Annotated in this window: 20 protein-coding genes; 7 read left to right on the forward strand and 13 right to left on the reverse strand. The window is 42.9% G+C overall.

All coding sequences use genetic code 11. The features are described from left to right. Positions 1–109: 109 nt before the first annotated feature. The 4 genes from AC07NA_RS03340 to AC07NA_RS03355 all read right to left on the reverse strand — a co-directional run bounded on the left by AC07NA_RS03340 (position 110) and on the right by AC07NA_RS03355 (position 3478). Positions 110–1027 (reverse strand): ribonuclease Z, encoded by a 918-nt coding sequence (locus tag AC07NA_RS03340; RefSeq protein ID WP_494895656.1) that lies wholly within the window; start codon positions 1025–1027, stop codon positions 110–112. 21 nt (positions 1028–1048) lie between these two features. Next, positions 1049–1426, reverse strand: a complete 378-nt coding sequence (locus AC07NA_RS03345) for an STAS domain-containing protein (protein WP_345209309.1) — start codon at positions 1424–1426, stop codon at positions 1049–1051. 52 nt (positions 1427–1478) lie between these two features. Further along, positions 1479–2423: a phosphoribosylaminoimidazolesuccinocarboxamide synthase gene (locus AC07NA_RS03350; protein ID WP_494895658.1), complete on the reverse strand. Its 945-nt coding sequence runs from the start codon at positions 2421–2423 to the stop codon at positions 1479–1481. A gap of 95 nt (positions 2424–2518) precedes the next feature. Further along, the gene (locus AC07NA_RS03355; RefSeq protein ID WP_345209311.1) at positions 2519–3478 is read right to left on the reverse strand and encodes a PhoH family protein; all 960 of its coding nucleotides are present in this window, start codon (positions 3476–3478) and stop codon (positions 2519–2521) included. A gap of 99 nt (positions 3479–3577) precedes the next feature. On the opposite strand from AC07NA_RS03355, the gene AC07NA_RS03360 reads away from it, so the two are divergent. Next, the gene (locus tag AC07NA_RS03360) at positions 3578–4360 is read left to right on the forward strand and encodes an SAM hydrolase/SAM-dependent halogenase family protein (RefSeq protein WP_345209312.1); all 783 of its coding nucleotides are present in this window, start codon (positions 3578–3580) and stop codon (positions 4358–4360) included. 110 nt (positions 4361–4470) lie between these two features. Then, positions 4471–5868 carry an MBL fold metallo-hydrolase gene (locus tag AC07NA_RS03365; protein WP_494895661.1) on the forward strand — a complete coding sequence of 466 codons (1398 nt, stop codon included), beginning with the start codon at positions 4471–4473 and terminating at the stop codon, positions 5866–5868. A gap of 159 nt (positions 5869–6027) precedes the next feature. On the opposite strand, the gene AC07NA_RS03370 is transcribed toward AC07NA_RS03365, so the two are convergent. The 8 genes from AC07NA_RS03370 to AC07NA_RS03405 all read right to left on the reverse strand — a co-directional run bounded on the left by AC07NA_RS03370 (position 6028) and on the right by AC07NA_RS03405 (position 14656). Further along, entirely contained in the window at positions 6028–6981 is a 954-nt protein-coding gene (locus tag AC07NA_RS03370) for a D-2-hydroxyacid dehydrogenase (RefSeq protein WP_494895663.1), read from the reverse strand. 72 nt (positions 6982–7053) lie between these two features. Next, positions 7054–8121 carry a 3-phosphoserine/phosphohydroxythreonine transaminase gene (gene serC / locus AC07NA_RS03375; RefSeq protein ID WP_494895665.1) on the reverse strand — a complete coding sequence of 356 codons (1068 nt, stop codon included), beginning with the start codon at positions 8119–8121 and terminating at the stop codon, positions 7054–7056. A 162-nt stretch (positions 8122–8283) separates the two neighbouring features. Further along, positions 8284–8952 (reverse strand): ribulose-phosphate 3-epimerase, encoded by a 669-nt coding sequence (gene rpe / locus AC07NA_RS03380; protein WP_494895667.1) that lies wholly within the window; start codon positions 8950–8952, stop codon positions 8284–8286. Positions 8953–9063: 111 nt separating this feature from the next. Next, the gene (locus AC07NA_RS03385; protein ID WP_345209317.1) at positions 9064–9336 is read right to left on the reverse strand and encodes a hypothetical protein; all 273 of its coding nucleotides are present in this window, start codon (positions 9334–9336) and stop codon (positions 9064–9066) included. Between the two features lie 178 nt (positions 9337–9514). Further along, positions 9515–11641, reverse strand: a complete 2127-nt coding sequence (locus AC07NA_RS03390) for a polyribonucleotide nucleotidyltransferase (protein WP_494895669.1) — start codon at positions 11639–11641, stop codon at positions 9515–9517. A 130-nt stretch (positions 11642–11771) separates the two neighbouring features. Continuing rightward, a complete protein-coding gene (gene rpsO / locus AC07NA_RS03395; protein WP_345209319.1) occupies positions 11772–12050 on the reverse strand; it encodes a 30S ribosomal protein S15 in 279 nt (92 codons plus the stop codon). A gap of 128 nt (positions 12051–12178) precedes the next feature. Next, positions 12179–13582 (reverse strand): sulfatase-like hydrolase/transferase, encoded by a 1404-nt coding sequence (locus tag AC07NA_RS03400; protein ID WP_494895672.1) that lies wholly within the window; start codon positions 13580–13582, stop codon positions 12179–12181. Between the two features lie 120 nt (positions 13583–13702). Beyond that, a complete protein-coding gene (locus tag AC07NA_RS03405; RefSeq protein ID WP_494895673.1) occupies positions 13703–14656 on the reverse strand; it encodes an adenylyltransferase/cytidyltransferase family protein in 954 nt (317 codons plus the stop codon). Between the two features lie 74 nt (positions 14657–14730). On the opposite strand from AC07NA_RS03405, the gene AC07NA_RS03410 reads away from it, so the two are divergent. Further along, positions 14731–15150: an acyl-CoA thioesterase gene (locus AC07NA_RS03410; protein WP_494895674.1), complete on the forward strand. Its 420-nt coding sequence runs from the start codon at positions 14731–14733 to the stop codon at positions 15148–15150. A 141-nt stretch (positions 15151–15291) separates the two neighbouring features. Here AC07NA_RS03410 and AC07NA_RS03415 read toward each other — a convergent pair whose 3' ends face one another. Further along, positions 15292–16275, reverse strand: coding sequence for a D-alanine--D-alanine ligase (locus AC07NA_RS03415; protein ID WP_494895675.1), 984 nt, complete (start codon positions 16273–16275; stop codon positions 15292–15294). A 162-nt stretch (positions 16276–16437) separates the two neighbouring features. Between AC07NA_RS03415 and AC07NA_RS03420 the strand changes: the two genes are divergently transcribed. From AC07NA_RS03420 to AC07NA_RS03435, 4 genes are read left to right on the forward strand one after another with little or no spacing between them, the layout of a single operon-like run. Then, the gene (locus AC07NA_RS03420) at positions 16438–17235 is read left to right on the forward strand and encodes a PASTA domain-containing protein (RefSeq protein ID WP_345209324.1); all 798 of its coding nucleotides are present in this window, start codon (positions 16438–16440) and stop codon (positions 17233–17235) included. Continuing rightward, complete coding sequence (locus tag AC07NA_RS03425; protein WP_494895677.1) at positions 17222–17521, forward strand: rhodanese-like domain-containing protein; 300 nt, start codon at positions 17222–17224, stop codon at positions 17519–17521. Before AC07NA_RS03420 ends, AC07NA_RS03425 begins: the two co-directional genes overlap by 14 nt. Before the next feature lie 15 nt (positions 17522–17536). Beyond that, positions 17537–18592 (forward strand): endolytic transglycosylase MltG, encoded by a 1056-nt coding sequence (gene mltG / locus AC07NA_RS03430; RefSeq protein ID WP_494895678.1) that lies wholly within the window; start codon positions 17537–17539, stop codon positions 18590–18592. Continuing rightward, on the forward strand, positions 18592–18999 hold the full coding sequence (locus AC07NA_RS03435; protein WP_345209327.1) for an acyl-CoA thioesterase: 408 nt from the start codon (positions 18592–18594) through the stop codon (positions 18997–18999). Before mltG ends, AC07NA_RS03435 begins: the two co-directional genes overlap by 1 nt. Positions 19000–19009: the final 10 nt, after the last annotated feature.

The following is a 19009-nucleotide window of genomic DNA, read 5'->3' on the forward strand; positions in this document are numbered from 1 at the left end:
GCAATCTCTAAACTATACAGAGCAACTCTGTAGATCGGGGATTGCTTCGTTCCTCGCAGCAATGACGCGTATATAATAAGAATACTTATAGCTTTTTAAAGCCGATACCTTAATCCCCGATAATAAACGTTTTTCCTTCAATAGCCAATTCCGTTTCAGGGAAAACGCTCTGTGCTTCTTCAAGCAACTCATTTAAGCTCTTGTACCTTGCCGAAAAATGCCCGATGAGTAATCGCTGGGCTTGTGTTATTACGGCTATCTCACCGGCCTGTAAGGCGGTGGTGTGGTGTGTTTGTAAAGCCCTGTCGTGCATGTTATGCAAAAAGGTGGCCTCATGGTACAATAATGTCGCGCCTTTTATCTGCTCAAAATAGTTTGAATTATACATTGTATCCGAACAATAAGCATACGTTTTAGGCTCGTCGGGAGCCGTAGTGAGTTCATCGTTGGCATATACCTTTCCATCGGGCGCAGTATAATCGCCGCCTTTTTTGAGCGCGCTAAAATAGGGCACGGGTATTTGCAGCTTGTCTATCCTATCCTTAATAAGCTTGCGCAAACGTTTCTTTTGTCTGAAGATAAAACCGGTGCAAGGTATACGATGATCGAGCGGGATGGTTTCTACAATGATGTCCTGGTTGTCCAGTATAACTTCGGCCTTGGTGGCATCGGTAGCCCTGAAATCAATTTCGTATTGAATAACCGTTTCAGAGTACTTTAATTGCAGGTTGATGATCTCCATCAACGGCGCCGGTCCGTACAGCTTAAGCGGCTTTATACGGCCATTTAAGTGCAATGATGAAAGTAAACCTACTAAACCAAGGTAATGATCGCCATGTAAATGGCTGATGAAAATATGATCGATGCGGCTCGCTTTTACATCAAAGCGTAACATTTGCTGCTGAGTACCCTCGCCGCAGTCAATCAGATAGTAATGATCGTTAATATTTAACGCCTGTGAGGTTGGGTTCCTGTTATATATAGGCGTTGCAGAACTGCTTCCAAGTATCGTTACATCAAATCTCATACCCGGAAAACAGTTACAATATTATTTTAGTTCTCTTTTTAATTCTTTTTCTATTTCTTCCATAAAGATAAGGTCGATAGCTTCTTCGGTTGTAGGTACAACGGTAAGCACATTATCTAATTGCGAAATAGTAACCAGGCGCGAAACCGAATCATTTAAACCGGCAAGAATAAATAAACCCTCGGCGTTTTTGCATAAACGGTGACCAACCAGCAGGCTGCTTAAGCCAGATGAATCGGCAAACTTAACCTGCGAAAGATCGAGCACTATATTTCTCTGGCCTTCGGTATTGATGAGGATCAGCTCTGATTTAAGCTGAGGGGTAACCAATGAATTTAACTTATTTTCATTCAGCTTCACCAATATATACTTCTCGTGTTTGTCAACAGTAAATTTCATTGTTGTATAATTAAAAAGCTAATATAATTTTTTTTTGTGTTTAAAGAGAATTTTATAATTGCTCAAGCGCGGTTTTTACACCCTGCTCTACCCTGTTCAATACATTATCATTTTCTGGCTTTACAAATTTATCGCCGGTGATCTGCTCGTAAAGCTCAATATACCTTTCCGATATCGACAGTACTTTTTCTTCTGTCATCTCCGGTATGGTTTGCCCGTCCTTACCCTGAAAGCCATTTTCTATAAGCCATTTACGCACAAACTCTTTTGAAAGCTGTTTTTGCGGCTCATTATTGTTTTGGCGTTCCTCAAATCCTTCACTATAAAAATATCTCGACGAATCGGGCGTATGGATCTCATCAATCAGGTAAATGGTTCCATCGGCTTTGCCAAATTCATATTTGGTATCCACCAGTATCAGCCCCTGTTTAGCAGCAATTTCCGTACCGCGTTTAAATAATGCCTGGGTATATTTTTCAAGCTGAGCATAATCTTCGGCAGATACGATGCCTTTAGCCAGTATGTCTTCTTTAGAAATATCCTCATCATGGCCTACAGCAGCCTTTGTTGTAGGCGTTATGATAGGCTCGGGCAGTTTATCATTTTCTTTTAAACCCTCGGGCAATGCAACACCACAAACCGAACGCCTGCCTGCACTGTATTCGCGCCACGCGTGTCCTGCTAAGTAGCCACGTATCACCATCTCTACCTTAAACGGCTCGCAAATACGGCCAATGGTAACACTCGGATCGGGCACGGTAACTACCCAGTTAGGTACAATATCGGCAGTTGCCTGCAAAAACTTGGCGGCTATCTGGTTTAAAACTTGTCCTTTATACGGAATTGGCTCCGGCAATACCACATCAAATGCAGAGATGCGGTCGGTAACCACCATGGCCAGATATTTATTATTTATAGTGTAAACGTCACGTACTTTCCCCTTATAAAATGCTGTTTGCCCCGGAAAGTTAAAATGTGTTTCTTTTATCGCGTTCATTTTTTAGTATCAAGTAGTTAGTATCAAGTATCAAGTAATTAGCAAGGTTTTAAGGCAATTCTGTCTTGATACCTGATACTAATTACTCGATACTATTACTGTATATCTCCGTAAGCTTCTAATATGCGTCTTACTAATTTGTGCCTTACCACGTCTTCGCCGCTCAGGTAAATTATGCCGATGCCTTTTATGTCGTTCAATATCCTTAGCGCGGTGTGTAAGCCCGATTGTTGTTTTTTGGGAAGATCTATCTGGGTTACGTCGCCGGTTACTATGAACTTGGCTGTAGGGCCCATACGGGTAAGGAACATCTTCAATTGCATATCGGTAGCGTTTTGGGCCTCATCCAATATCACAAAGCAATTATCCAGCGTACGGCCGCGCATAAATGCCAGCGGGGCAATTTCAATAGTGCGGTTCTCCAGGTATAGTTTCAGCTTTTCGGCCGGTATCATATCGTCGAGCGCGTCGTATAACGGGCGCAGGTACGGGTCTATCTTTTCTTTCAGGTCGCCCGGTAAAAAGCCCAGGTTCTCCCCTGCCTCAACCGCCGGGCGGGTTAGTATGATGCGCTTGATCTCTTTGTTCTTGAGCGCCCTTACCGCCAGTGCAACCGCGGTGTAAGTTTTACCGGTACCGGCGGGGCCAATGGCGAACAGTACGTCGTCTTTAGCGATGCTATCAACCATACGGCGCTGGTTGGCGGTACGCGCCTTCACCATTATACCATTAGGGCCAAACACAATTACCTCTCCCATGTTTCCTTTATCAGGAGACGAATCGGCAGCCGGCGCAGCAGATGCTTTTGCACCCATAATACGCTCAATATCAGTTACGCTAAGGCTTTCGTACTTCTCTAAATGCTGTACTAAAACATTGAACTTATCCTGAAACAGTAATATCTCATGCTCATCGCCCAATACCTTAACCTCACTACCCCGCGCAACAATTTTCAGTTTTGGATACTGCTTTTTAATGATCTCAAAATGATCATTATTAGGCCCCCACAGCACCGCCGGGTTAACATTTTCTATGGATAATTTAAGTTCGTTCAATATAAATTGATTTTTAGTATCCGAAATTTATGAATTAAAAATTGATATTTGTAGCCTTAATAGCTACTACAAGATTAGCAATAAATATTTAAAAAATTAATGGCAATAATAACTTTAACTACTGACTTGGGCGATAAAGACATTTATCAGGCTGCCCTTAAAGGTAGTATATTGAAATTATTACCCACAGTAAATATAGTTGACATCACCAACAGTGTTTCGGCCTTCAATATACAGCAGGCAGCGTTCATTTTAAAAAATAGTTATCACTATTTTCCGGATGAAACAGTGCACCTCATCGGGATTGATACCGTGTACAACACCTTTACAAAATACCTGGCCATTAAATACAAGAACCACTATTTTGTGGGTGCCGATAATGGTATATTCTCGCTGATGTTTGACGAAGAGCCCGAGGATATATTTGAGATCAACATTATGCAGGACCTTAAATTTTTGCATTTCCCGCTGGCGGATATTTTTGTAAAGGCGGCATGCCACCTGGCCAAAGGCGACGATATTGAGGAGATTGGTTTAAGGGTAAGTGGTATTGAAAAGAAAATGAACCTGCAACCCGTGGTTGAAAAAAACCTCATTAAGGGCGCGGTGATCTATGTAGATTCTTTTCAGAATGTGATAACCAATATAACCAAGGACTTTTTTAACCGTATACAGCAAGGAAGGCGGTTTACGTTGTACTTTAAGCGCAACGAAACCATTAACCACCTCAGCTGGCATTACAATGAGGTGCCCGAGGGCGAAAAACTTTGCCTGTTTGGTATAAGCGATCATTTAGAGATTGCCATAAACAAGGGCAATGCCAGCGGCCTGCTGGGATTAAACTTAGGCGACAGTGTGATCATTGACTTTGAAGCACTTTAAACAACAAGTTTTATTTACGCAGTAATACAGCTTAATATGTTTTTACATATATTGAGCTAACATTGCATAACGCTATGGTCTGCTGGACTATGGGCTATAGACGATAAAGAATGAAATTAACTATACATGGAGCAGCCCGGCAAGTAACCGGGAGCATGCATTTGCTGGAGATTGGACAATACAAAATATTAGTTGATTGCGGCCTCGATTACGAAAAAGACCGCAACATTCAAAGCAACGAAAACTTTCCGTTCAGGCCCGAAGAAATTGACGTGGTGATACTTACCCACGCCCATATCGACCATTCGGGCAACTTGCCTACCCTGGTGCGCCTGGGCTTTCAGGGGCAGATATTGTGCACCCCACCGACAGCTGATTTGACCGAATTGTTGTTAATGGATTCGGTAAGTATATTTATGCATAAGGCTAATAAAGGCCGCAAGCATGGTAAAGGCAAAGGGAAATTTAACAGCGGTGCGCAGCCACTATACCTGCAAAAGCATGTAATGGATACTGTTGAGCGTTTTATCACTATTAACTTTAACCGTCCGTTCAGGTTGAATGGCGATATCGAACTGACCTTTGTACCTGTTGGACACCTGTTGGGCGCGGCTGCGGCAGTACTTAAGATCAACGATCACGGCGAGGAAAAAACTATAGCTTTTACAGGCGACATCGGTCGTAAAAATTATCCTGTACTCAATGATCCTGAACAACTTCCGGCGGTTAATTACATCGTTTCTGAAGCTACTTATGGCGGCAGGTACCACACAAAAGATAAAAGCGTTGAGGATACCCTGATTGAAACTATTGAAAAAGCCTGCATTAAAGAACAAGGCCGTTTGATCATCCCGGCGTTTAGCATTGGGCGCACGCAGTCATTAGTATTTGCTCTAAATAAGGTCTTCACCAGTGGTAAACTACCCGCTGTAAAAGTATTTGTTGATAGCCCCATGGCGGTAATGGCAACAGGTATCTTCAGAAAATACCATAACCTCGTAAACGAAGAAGCGCAGGAATTCTACAATAAAAAAGGCGACGAGTTTGATTTTGATAACCTTACTTATGTAGAAACGCTGAAAGACAGCAGGCAGGTATCCAACTATTTCGAGCCTTGCATTATCATCTCATCGGCAGGTATGCTGGAGGGTGGCCGTATACAGGATCACTTATTTTATAATATTCAAAATTATTATTGTACCATCCTGTTCATTGGTTATTGCGCTAAGGGAACACTGGGCCACCGTTTATTGCGCGGTGATCCTATCGTGCATATTAAAGATCGCGAACTTGCCGTTTATGCCACCATTAAACAAACCGACGTGCTCAGCGCGCATGGCGACCATGATGACCTGATCAACAATATCAAACATCAGGATAAATCAATACTGAAAAACGTGTTTTTGGTACATGGCGAAACCGGCAGCATGGAAGCCCTTTCCGAAAGCCTCACAGCAGATGGCTACAATGTTACCATCCCCGAAAAGGATGTGGCTTATGAGCTATAAAATAGACACGAATTTTTAGAATTACGGCGTATTACACAAATTAAAAGGGATTAATTATACGGATTTAAAGCCCGTGTAATTAATCCCTTTCTTAATACACAATTTTCTGGTCTTAGTGCAATTCGCCTAAATTAATTTGCATCTCACAAAGATTCGTGCTTATGCTTTTGTAAAATGATCGATAATCAGGTTGGCAAGCTCCACGCCTATTCTTTCCTGTGCCTCGTTAGTGGCTGCGCCAATATGCGGGGTTAAAGAAATTTTAGGGTGACTTAATATATCCTGACGAGGAGTTGGCTCGTTCTCGAAAACATCCAGTGCAGCGAAAGCCACTTTGCCGCTATCTAAAGCTTCAATTAAAGCGCTTTCGTCGATAAGATTACCACGTGAGCAGTTTACCAAACCAACACCTTTTTTCAACAGTTCAATTTCGGCAGCGCCAATCAATGGTTTGTCAACAAATGGTGTGTGCAATGAAATAAAATCAGATTTTTTTAAAACCTCTTCAAATGATGCGGTTTTAACAGTAACGTTAACTTTGGTACCACCGCCTAATACAATTTCTACTTCGGGGTTGAACGGAAAAAGATCATAAGCGATAACTTCCATACCTACACCAATGGCAATTTTTGCCACCTCACGACCGATACGGCCAAAACCAAGGATACCTAAAGTTTTGCCACGAAGCTCAACACCTTTAGCGTAAGCCTTTTTCAGTCCGTTAAAGTTTGTAGCACCTTCAACCGGAGTTTTACGGTTACTATCGTACAAGAAACGAACACCGCCATATAAATGGCCAAATACCAGTTCGGCAACTGATAATGATGAAGATGCCGGGGTATTATAAACCGCTACACCTTTTTCCTTAGCGTAGTCTACATCAATATTATCAACGCCTACACCACCACGGCCAACCAGTTTAAGGTTTGGTGTAGCGTCAATTAACGCCTTGCGCACTTTGGTGGCGCTGCGTACAGTAATGGCATCGTATTCGTTTAAACGTGCAGGCAGTTCTTCCTGCGGTATGTTGTTGGTATCTACTACAAAACCGGCTGCCTCTAAAAGCGCTTTACCCGCCGGGTCAATACCGTCATTAGCTAATATTTTAATCATGATGTCTTTGGTTATTGGTCAATGGTCATTAGTCAATTAAAACTGACTAATGACCGATGACTACTGACTATATTATTTATTCTTTTCAGCAAATTCCTGCATTGTTTCTATCAGCACATGTACGCTGGTAATTGGCAACGCGTTGTAAATTGAGGCACGGAAACCGCCTACGCTTCTGTGGCCTTTTAAGCCAACGATACCTTTTTCATCGCAAAGTTTAAGGAATGGTTTTTCGTGCTCAGGGTTTTCGGCCACAAAGCAAACATTCATGTGCGAACGATCTTCCGGAACGGCTACTGCTTTAAACAGCGGGTTACGGTCAATCTCGGTATATAATGCTTTTGATTTAGCCAGGTTATCTTTTTCAATAGCCTCAACGCCACCTTTAGCCTTAAGCCAGTTAAGCGTTAACATAGATACGTATATAGCAAACACCGGCGGCGTATTGTACATTGAACCACCTTCAATTTGTGTTTGGTAGTTAAACATAGCCGGTATTTTACGATCAACCTTGCCTAATATATCATCCTTAACAATTACCAGGGTAACACCTGCCGGGCCCATATTTTTTTGAGCGCCCGCGTAAATCAAACCAAAATCGGCCACGTTAACCTTACGGCTGAAAATATCTGACGACATATCGCACACCAACGGTACCGGTGATGCCGGGAACTGTTGTAACTGCGTACCGTAAATGGTATTGTTTGATGTAATGTGTAAGTAAGCTGCATCAGCAGGCACTTCAAAATCTTTGGGGATGTAATTGAAATTGCTCTCTTTTGAGGTAGCAACTACATCAACAGTACCAAAGTATTTAGCTTCTTTTAATGCTTTATTAGCCCATACGCCCGATTCTACATAGGCGGCTTTACCACCTTCAGGCAACAAGTTATAAGGCACCATAGCAAATTGGGTGCTTGCACCACCTTGTAAAAACAATACCGAATAACCCGATGGCACTTCAAACAGTTCTTTCACCAGGCTTACTGCCTCATCTAACACAGCCTCAAATTCAGCCGATCTGTGCGATATTTCAAGTAATGATAGCCCTGTTCCGTTAAAATTAATTACCGCCGCTGCGGCTTGTTTTAAAACTTCCTGTGGTAAAATGCCCGGACCGGCACCGAAATTATGTTTCATATATTTAGCGAGTTGTGACCCTTGGGGATCACCTGTTTACAATTATCTGTTAGACGCGCCGAAGTTAATAAATTTGACAAAGTATGTAGACTTTATTTGCTTTTTTTTGAACTCCCGGCATCTGTTTTAACAGATCAGAATTAATGGTAAGTGTTTGGTCAGTTACGCCTTATACAGGCTGTGTGCGTGCTTTAATGCTGATATCGTTCCGGCCGGGCTGGCCGACGAAAATACTGCACTGCCTGCTACCAGGGCATTAGCACCGGCCTCAATCAACGTTGCTGCGTTGGTTTCATCAACACCACCATCAATTTCAATATATAAATTGGGGTTGCGCTCATTGGCCAGCTGTTTAAGCTGTTTTATTTTTTTATACGTATTCGCAATGAATTTTTGACCGCCAAAGCCGGGATTAACCGACATGATCAATACCAGGTCAAGATCGGTAATAATATCTTCCAGCAAAGCTACCGGCGTATGCGGATTTAACGCCACTCCTGCCCTGCAACCCAGCTCTTTTATCGCCTGTATGGTACGGTGTAAATGCGGGCAAGCTTCGTAATGCACGGTAATGCTATCGGCACCGACTTGTTTAAATGCTTTAAGATAACGGTCAGGATCGGTGATCATCAAGTGCACGTCAAGCGGCTTTTGAGCATGCTTTTTTACCGCGCTGATCACCGGGAAACCAAAGGAAATATTGGGTACAAATAACCCGTCCATCACGTCAACATGAAACCAGTCGGCCTCACTGCTGTTTACCATTTCTATATCCCTTTGCAGGTTAGCAAAATCGGCAGCTAATATTGATGGCGCAATTACGTGATTCATGCCCCAAATATAATAATTACTTAAAACGGATAAGTAAATACTTCAGAAGTATGATAAAAACAAGTATAAAATGAGGAAAAATAACACGTTATTAACAATTGCCGCGCAGTGCTAATCGCAATTGAGCAGCAAATCGTAATATTTTTTCATCAACACGGTATCATAGTTCACGAGGGAGTTGTAAGCCTCTGATACCAGCTCATTAAGAATTGACGAGCCAAGCTGGCCCGCTCCGTTAGGGATGGAGTCGTAATATTTTATTAAATCTTTCACCCTTATTATTTCATAAAGCAACAGTTGCACTAAATCCGTATGTGAGCCGGATTGCAAACCATGCGTATTGCTATTCAAAAAGTCTAAAGGATCAATTGGGGTAGATGTCATTTTTCAATATAGGATCGGACTAAATATATCTATGCTTTACTTACACATACAATCAATTTCATAATAAGTTTAAACAACCATTATTTGTTTCAATTTTGTTACAAAACATGCAAAAAAAGTCATTACAATCAAAAACCCTCTATAGAGAGGGTTTTTGAATTGAAAATAACATGAATGCTTATTTAGCCGCTTCCGGTTTTGGAAGCAATGCTTTGCGCGATAATTTAAGTTTACCTTGTTTATCAATATCAAGCAATTTAACACGCACTTCGTCGCCCACCTGGAATATTCCGTCCATAGTTTCAAAACGTTTGTGGTCAATTTCTGATATGTGCAGCAAACCATCTTTACCCGGCATAATTTCAACAAATGCACCGAAAGGCATAATTGATTTTACTTTACCTTCGTATATTTCACCAACTTCAGGTTTTGAAGCGATATTTTTGATACGGGTTACCGCTTTATCAATCGACTCTTTGTTGTCGGCAAATATTTGAACTACACCCTGGTTGCCAACTTCCTCGATAGAGATAGTAGCACCGGTTTCGCGTTGCATTTCCTGGATGATTTTACCACCGGGACCGATAACCGCGCCAATGTATTCTTTATCTATACGGATAGTGATGATACGCGGAGCGTGTGGTTTGTAATCTTCACGTGGTGCTTCAATGGTTTTCGCCATTTCGCCCAAAATGTGCAAACGGCCTTCTTTTGCCTGGTCTAAAGCTTTTGTTAAAACTTCGTATGAAAGACCATTGATCTTCAAGTCCATTTGGCAGGCAACAATACCGTTAGCGGTACCTGTTACTTTAAAGTCCATATCACCCAGGTGATCTTCATCACCCAAAATATCAGAAAGGATAGCGTATTTAGTACCCATTTCGTTGGTGATCAACCCCATCGCGATACCTGATACCGGCGATTTGATTTTAATACCAGCATCCATCAACGCCAATGTACCGGCACAAACCGTAGCCATTGATGATGAACCGTTTGATTCAAGGATATCAGATACTACACGGATAGTGTAAGGATTTTCGTCTTCGGCAGGTAATACTTGCTTTAATGAACGCATTGCTAAGTTACCATGGCCAATTTCACGACGACCTGCTCCCCTGTTAGGGCGAACCTCTCCGGTTGAGAAACCAGGGAAATTGTAGTGTAATAAGAATTTTTGGTAACCGTTGATGAACGCGCCATCAATCATTTGCTCATCATCTTTAGCACCTAAAGTAACGGTGGTTAATGATTGAGTTTCGCCACGTGTAAACACTGCCGAACCGTGTGCTGATGGCAAGTAACCAACTTCACTCCATATCGGGCGGATCTGCGTAGTGGTACGACCGTCAAGGCGTTTGCCTTCGTCTAATACCAGGTTACGGATCGCGTCGTACTCTACATCGTGGTAGTATTTTTTAGCAAGACCTTTGGTGATATCATCAATTTCGCCTAAAGTAGCAATGTAAGTATCACGAACTTCTTTAAACTTAGCAGAACGCTCATCTTTTGCAGATGCCGAAGAAGCGATAGCGTAAACCTGCTCATAAGTAGCAGCGTAAATAGCTTTCTTTAAATCTTCGTTGCTGTGCTCGTGGCTGTAAGTACGTTTTTCGGTTTTACCTAACTCGATAGCTAATTCTCTTTGCGCGAATACTTGCAGCTTAATAGCTTCGTGAGCAAATTTAATTGCTTCAACCAACTCAGCTTCCTGTATCTCTTTCGCTTCACCTTCAACCATGTTGATGTCAAACTCAGAACCGGCAACGATAAACTCTAACGAAGCGTTAGCTAATTGGCTTAAAGTTGGGTTAATTACTAACTGACCATCAATTTTGGCAACACGTACTTCAGATATTGGTCCGTTGAAAGGAATATCTGAAACAGCTAACGCGGCTGAAGCGGCCAAACCTGCAAGGCAGTCAGGCATAATATCTTTATCGGCAGATATTAAAGAGATCATCACTTGCGTGTCAGCATGATAATCTTCGGGGAATAACGGACGTAAAGCGCGGTCAACCAAACGAGAGATCAAAACCTCATAGTCTGATAAACGTGCCTCGCGGCGTAAAAAGCCACCCGGTATACGACCGGTAGCAGCGTATTTTTCCTGATAGTCAACCGAAAGCGGCAGGAAATCTACCCCTTCTTTTGCTTCAGGCGACGATACTACAGTAGCTAACAACATGGTATCACCCTGTTTAATTACTACCGAGCCATCGGCTTGTTTGGCCAGTTTTCCGGTTTCGATCTCAATGGTGCGGCCGTCACCTAAATCAATAACCTTTTTAATTACGTTGTAACTCATTTTGTTTTTGTTGTGATGCGCTTTTCATCTTTAGAGCGCACCGATTTATATTGTGTATAAAAACTTGTTTACAAAAGTAAAAAAGCCATCCGCCTTTGGCGAACGGCTTTCTATTAAAACCCTTTAATAATTACTTGATGATATCCCTTAGCTGTAAAGCTTTGATGATAGCACGGTATCTTGTAATATCTTTTTTAAACAGGTAAGCCAACAGTGCGCGGCGTTTACCTACTAATTTTTGCAGTGATAACTGGGTTGAAAAATCATGCTTGTTTTTTTTCAGGTGACCGGTTAGGTGTGCAATACGTGTTGTGAACAATGCAACCTGTCCTTCAGCTGAACCGGTATCGGTAGCACCTTTACCGTGCTTTGCGAAAATTTCTTCTTTCGCTTCTTTACTTAAATACATTACTTGAATAATACTAAAGCGTTAACTATTTTTGTTAATTGTGGCGCAAAGATAATGATTAAAACCATCATATCAAATAATTATCAGCGCCGCCACACTTTTAAATCTGCCTTGCAAATAGCCCTTGTTTATTGCTGTTTAGGTAGCGCATTCCACCAGGTGCTTAACTTGGTTTTTAGTTTACCTGCAACTTCGGGTTGGTTTGATATAACGTTATTAGTCTCGTTCTTATCGGCAACAATATCATACAGTTCGGCGCTGCTGCCATCGTGGTTCATCAAAAGCTTCCAACGGCCGGCTCTTATGCCCAATGCCGGGCTTCTGTCCTTACCGTTAGGATACCTGAAGGCAAGTTCGTTACGGCCATACTCCCAATACATATCCTTCGTCCGTGATGACGGTTTACCAAGAAACACCTCGCTCCTGTCCTCGCCGTCACCTTTGTATTGGGCAGGCAGTTTCACATCCGCCATTTTTGTAAGTGAAGGTAATAGATCGGTTGAACTCACTACCGATAGCCCATCGGCAACTCCGGACTTAATATGCCCCGGCCAGTATATGATAAAGGGCATACGCGTACCGCCCTCATATAACGAAAGTTTTGAGCCCCGCAAGCCACCAGCCCTGCTCCCCTTAAAACTCGGCAACGGGCCATTATCACTGGTAAAAATAATGATGGTGTTTTTATCGGCCCCTATTTCCTTCAGCCCATCTATCAACCGGCCAATCTGTACATCATATTCTTTTAATACAAGCTTAAAGGCTGCTTCCTCTTCAGGGTTCATCGGGTATTTGCCGGTGTATTCGGTTTCTTTACGCGGTACCCAGGGGGTATGCACATCATCAGGCCAGAGGTTTACAAAGCAGGGTTGTCCTTTGTGTTTTTGCATAAAGGCCAGTGTTTTATCAACAAAGTATTTGCTGCGGTCCCAGCGTTTAATGCTGTCCTTATCGCTCCAGATCCAGTTAGTAGCCGTTATCAGCGGGTCGGGATCCGGACTTTCGTAAGTACTTGCATGTTCGTCAAAGCCATATTGCTCAAAGCCCGGTGCATCGCGTACATCGCGCCCGCCGCCTAAATGCCATTTACCGAAATGCCCGGTTACATAACCCGCATCTTTAAAGATCCGTGCCATGATGGGCGCCTTCGGATCAAGATAGTCGGCCTGCTGGGCATTTTTATTATGTTTTTTATTGTCGAGATAAGTAGAAAAATTCCAGCGTCCCGGGTACATACCGGTTATCATGGCCGCCCGAGATGGTGAACAGATAGGCGCGGCGCTGTAGTAACTGGTAAGCATCATGCCGCTTTGAGCCAACCGGTTTATATTGGGTGTAGGCACAAATTTACCGCCGAAACAACCTATATCGCTAAAACCCATATCATCGGTTAAAATAATAATGATATTGGGTTTGGTACTTATTGTTGGCGTAACAGCCTTGCTGCCCGATAACAAAACAAATGCAAGGCTACCTATTAATATAAAGGCTACAGCGGAAAGCAACCCGGCAAAACGTGTTTTATTGATCATAGGGTAACTATAATTGATGCAAGGATAAAGTTAGGGATTGAGAACCGCCCCCGCAAACCGTTTCGCGGCAAGGCTGTAAAACAATTCCGTTACAATTACGCAGGCAAGACACCTTAACACTTATAGCAGATACTCACCCGCCTTGCCATATTTTTCGAGCTGGCGTATGCCGGTGCTTGAAATATGCTCAAATTCCATGTCGCAAAATATAGCGGTTACGCTTATTTTATTGCCGCTCAATTCCTGCAAATAGCGGTATTGGTTAAGTTCATATTGAAGATCGGAACCATTGCGCAAACCACGGATCACGGTAACATCGTAAGCCAGCGTGTCGATAAAATCAGTTAGCAAACCTTCGTACGATGCCATTTGCCGGTATTTTAAAGCCTCCGGCAGATCACGCGTAGCAGCATCCTTACCCGGATTAACACCACGTGCTATAATCACTTTATCAAATATGCGCTCGGCCTTTTGCAATATATTATAATGCCCTTTATGAAAAGGATTAAAACTCCCCGGATACACTGCTACAGACGGGCGGAATGCTTTTACATACTCTATCAGGGTATCTAAAGCGGGATTGTTAACCTGCAAGCGTAACTCTTCCAGCACCTCTACCCTCTTTTGCCTGTAAATACTATAGTCAACAAACTGAAACTCTTTAAATATCTGCCGTTCATAAACCATCAGTTTGCTGAATGGCTGCCTTAATATATTCAGATCGGCTTCGCTGAAAATACGCGACAATTCACTTTTGGGCTGATGCGTTTTGGTATCGATAATAATTTCGGTAACGGTATCTTTAAGCGCCTGATCGCCATGGAAAACCTCATTGAATAATTTGGCCGAATCTTCCTCATTTGTTGCCGAACGCGGGTCGTAAATAATATCGTGAAATACTGTAGCCAGCAGCAAGGCATCGTTATCGCCAAGGTTATTGTTTTGCAGCTGCTGATAAATATCATCCAGGTGCACTAATGTATGATAAAAACGGTGCGGTTCGCGGTAGTGATCAAACAAGCCGGCAGATAAGCCTAATTCCTGCAATCGTTCTGTTTTATCAGTAATTATCATAGATGCTTAATTTACGTTGTAATTTTACAAACAAAATCGATACTAAACAGTACGTAGCATAGTAAATATATAAAATGACACAACCCGCCTATAAAACTTTTGAAACCGAGCTCCGTGTTCGTCCGGATGATATAGATATGTTTCAGCACGTGCATAACAGCAAGTACTTTGACTATGTGCTTGCCGCCCGTTACGACCAGATGGACAAGGGTTACGGCATGCCCATGGAAACCTTTATGGCGCAGGGCTACGGCTGGGTAGTGCGCACCGCCCATGTTGATTACAAACGTGCCCTAACCATGGGCGATTACTTTATAGTAAAAACCGGCATCGATACTATTAACGAAAAGTTTTGCCGCGTAAACTTCACCATCACCATAAAAACAACGGGCAAAGTAAGCAGCGATGGCTGGTTTGATTTTGTAATGGTAGATATTAAAAGCGGCAAAGGCGTTGAAATACCCGCCGATGTAGTTACCCACTACCAAATGTAAACACAATATTAAGGCTTACGAAGCAAAACCCGTAAGCCTTAATATTGTGTATTCCCCCCTGACTATTGACTACTCCCAATTAGCCACTCACTCACTCACTCACTCACTCACTCACTCACTCACTCACTCACTAAATGACTATTACATCGCATCATCGATCAGCATACCGTAAAACTCGCCAAGATTCATGCCTATGGCACGCACCTGCTGCGGGATCAAACTATTGGCCGATTGACCCGGTGTGGTGTTCACTTCTATAAAGTAGAAATCTTCGGTACCTTCCAGCAAAATAAAATCAATACGTACCATCCCCTTGCAATTCAGGCGAACAAATACTTCGGTAACAATAGCGGCAATAGTCTCGTTCTTTTCGGCAGAAATATCGGCCGGGGTAACCTCGTTGGTAACGCCGGGCGTGTATTTAGCTTCATAATCAAAAAAGTCTTTCGAGCTGATTATCTCGGTAGCAGGTAATACGGTGATCTTCCCTTTTAATCGCGCTATACCAATGCTGAATTCACGGCCTTTAATAAATTCTTCAACCAGTATCTGGTCATCTTCATGAAAAGCTTTTTCTAAGGCTTCGGGCAAACCGGCCGCATTATAAACTTTACTCATACCTACACTGCTGCCACCATTATTAGGCTTTACAAACAACGGAAACTTAAGCGTTGCGGCAATGGTAGCTACATCGTGCGCGTCGTTTTTAAACAATTTTATTGAGCGCGCGGTATGCAAACCATGTATGCCATTCACAATAGCTTTGGTGTAAGCCTTGTTCATGGAGATGGCAGATGTTGTGGCATCGCAGGTATTATAAGGTATATTGAGCATATCAAAGTAGCCTTGCAGCTTGCCATCTTCGCCCGGAGTACCGTGTATGGTGATGAAAGCGAAGTCGAATTTTATCTTTTCGCCATTAAGCGTGAGGCTAAAATCGTTCTTATCAATATCTACCGGGCCTGTGGCGGTTTCGTATAACCAGCGGTTTTTATCTACCAAAATGGTATAAACCTTATATTTAGTGGCATCCAAACTATCGGCTATGTTTTTAGCGCTGTTTATAGATACCTCATACTCACCGGTGTATCCGCCTGCAAGCAGTGCAATGTTCTTAGTTGTCATATCGGCTCAAATATATTTTTTTGATCTATTAATAGCTAATAAATGGTTTTGTAAGTTTATATAATTGTGCAGAAACCCTGCATGGTGGAAATTTCAATTTCGGAATTTGGAATAATCAACCTATGTTTGATAGCTGATTGCTTTACCCCTGTATAAATAAAGATGAGTAAATTTTGGGCTTACTTAAAATCGAGTTCATTCCGTAATACTATCCTGCTGGCCATTGCTTCGGTACTGGCTGTCACCCTTATAGCGTTTTTTAGCTTAAGTTATTACACACGCCATGGTTCGGGCATACCTGTGCCTAAACTGAAAGGTTTAAAAATAGACCAGGCGATAAACATACTCGAATCGCAGGGTTTTGGTTATAAAATTGATTCGGTTTACATTGCCGATCAACCTCCCGGAACGGTAATAGAGCAAGACCCGGATGCCGAAACCAACGTAAAAGAGAACCGTATCATATACCTTACCGTAGTAACTACGCAAGCACCGACCGTGAGTCTGCCCGATTTGGAGCAGAGCAATTTCCGCGAAGCGGTGGCTACCCTTGGTAACTACGGACTTAAACTGGGCGATACCAGCTACCGATCTGACATTGCGCTCGACCATGTACTTGAAGTACGCATGGGCGGCCGTACCATTACAGCCGGCACCAAAATACCTAAAGGCTCGTTAATTGACCTTGTACTGGGCGATGGCGCGGGCGCGAGCGAAGTTGACATCCCCGACCTGGTTAACCAGGATCTTGACGCGGCACGTTTCGCTATCAAAGGTGCGGGGCTTTCATTAGGTACGGTTACCTACCAGGGTACTATAACCGACTCATCAAACGTTGTAGTAGTTGCACAACAACCCATGAAAACAGACTCAACCAGCAAAACCAGCATTGGTACACGTATAAACGTTACGGTATCGCAAGGCGCTGCTGTACCTGCTACACCCGATGAATCAAATTAATGCTACCGAACTGGTAAGCCGCCTGCAAAAAGGCGAAAGCTTAACTATAATTGATGTTCGCGAGAAAATTGAGTTTCACACCTACAATATTGGCGGTGTAAACATCCCCGTATCGGCTATAGGCGATGAGATTGATGAACTCGGCCTCAACAAAAGCGACGAAATAATTGTTATCTGCAAAGCAGGCATCAGAAGCCGCACCGCGCAGGTGATATTGGAGCAGCAGGGCTATCAGCATGTGCGCAACTTAACCGGCGGATTATTAGCTATTCAAAAATTACAATAATTACTTTACCATAAAATGGATCAGCAGCAAAAACCTACATCAGGCAGATTCAAGAAATTTATTATTGCCCTGGTGGTGATATTTATTTTAGCGCTGGGCGCAACCGGCCTTTTCTACTACCTCAGATTTTTTGGCCCTAACGTAACCGATAAACAGCAATACCTTTACATACGCACCGGTGCCACTTATGAGGATGTGTACCAAACCATACGCGAACAGGGCATTGTTAAAGATACTACCACGTTTAACTGGTCGGCCATAAACATGAAATACATTGGCCGTGTAAAACCGGGCAAGTACCGCTTGCAAAGCGGCATGAGCAACCGCAGGCTGATCAATATGCTGGCATCAGGCTCGCAGGAGCCGGTTGACCTTACCTTTAAAAATCTTCGCTTAAAAGAGCAGTTCGCGGGCTTTGTATCAAAAAAGATAGAGCCCGACTCTTTAAAGATCATCAGTCTGCTTGATTCAACACAGTTTGTAGCGCAGTATGGCTTTACGCCGGAAAATGTTTATACCATGTTTCTGCCGGATTCGTACCAACTATACTGGAATACGTCTGCCGAAAAATTCTTCGACAAGATGCGCCAGCATTACGATAAGTTTTGGACTGCCGAGCGCAAAGCCAAAGCAGCAGCCATTAACCTCAGCCCGATACAGGTATCTATATTGGCCTCAATTGTTGATGCCGAAGCACTGCACGACGATGAAATGCCGGCCATTGCCGGGTTATACCTTAACCGTTTAAGAACGGGCCGTAAATTACAAGCCGACCCAACCGTAATTTTTGCCGTTGGCGATTTTACTATTAAACGGGTACTTAACCGTTATTTGGTTACCAACTCGCCATACAATACTTATTTATACACCGGCCTCCCTCCCGGTCCTATCATGATGCCTTCGGTTAACGCGGTGAAAGCGGTGCTTGATTACCAGAAAAGCGATTATATTTATATGTGTGCCAAAGAAGATTTTTCCGGCTATCATAACTTCGCTGTTACCGAAGCAGAACATTTGGTGAACGCGCACAAATTTCAGCAGGCCCTTAACGAAAGAAACATCAAAAGATAATGTTTGAAAACTCAACCAAAATACGCGTACGTTACGGCGAAACCGACCAAATGGGTTATGTTTATTACGGTAATTACGCTGAGTTTTTTGAAGTAGGCCGGGTTGATATGCTGCGCAGCATAGGCATGACCTATCGCGCTATGGAAGAGTCGGGTATAATGATGCCTGTACTGGAGATGAAGTGCAAATACCTGAAACCTGCCCTGTACGATGAAGAAATTACCATTAAAGTAATTATGGAAAAAATGCCGGGAGTGAAAATCCACTTCAGGTATGAATTGTATAATGAGCAGCAGGAACTTATACATATTGGCGAAACCTTGCTGGCCTTCATCAACATGAAAACCAACCGCCCCTGCCTTGCCCCTAACGAGTTTATAGAAAAGATGAAGCCATTTTTTGAGTAGCTTTGGCTTA

This window comes from Mucilaginibacter sp. GW821-FHT07G05, from assembly GCF_059418565.1.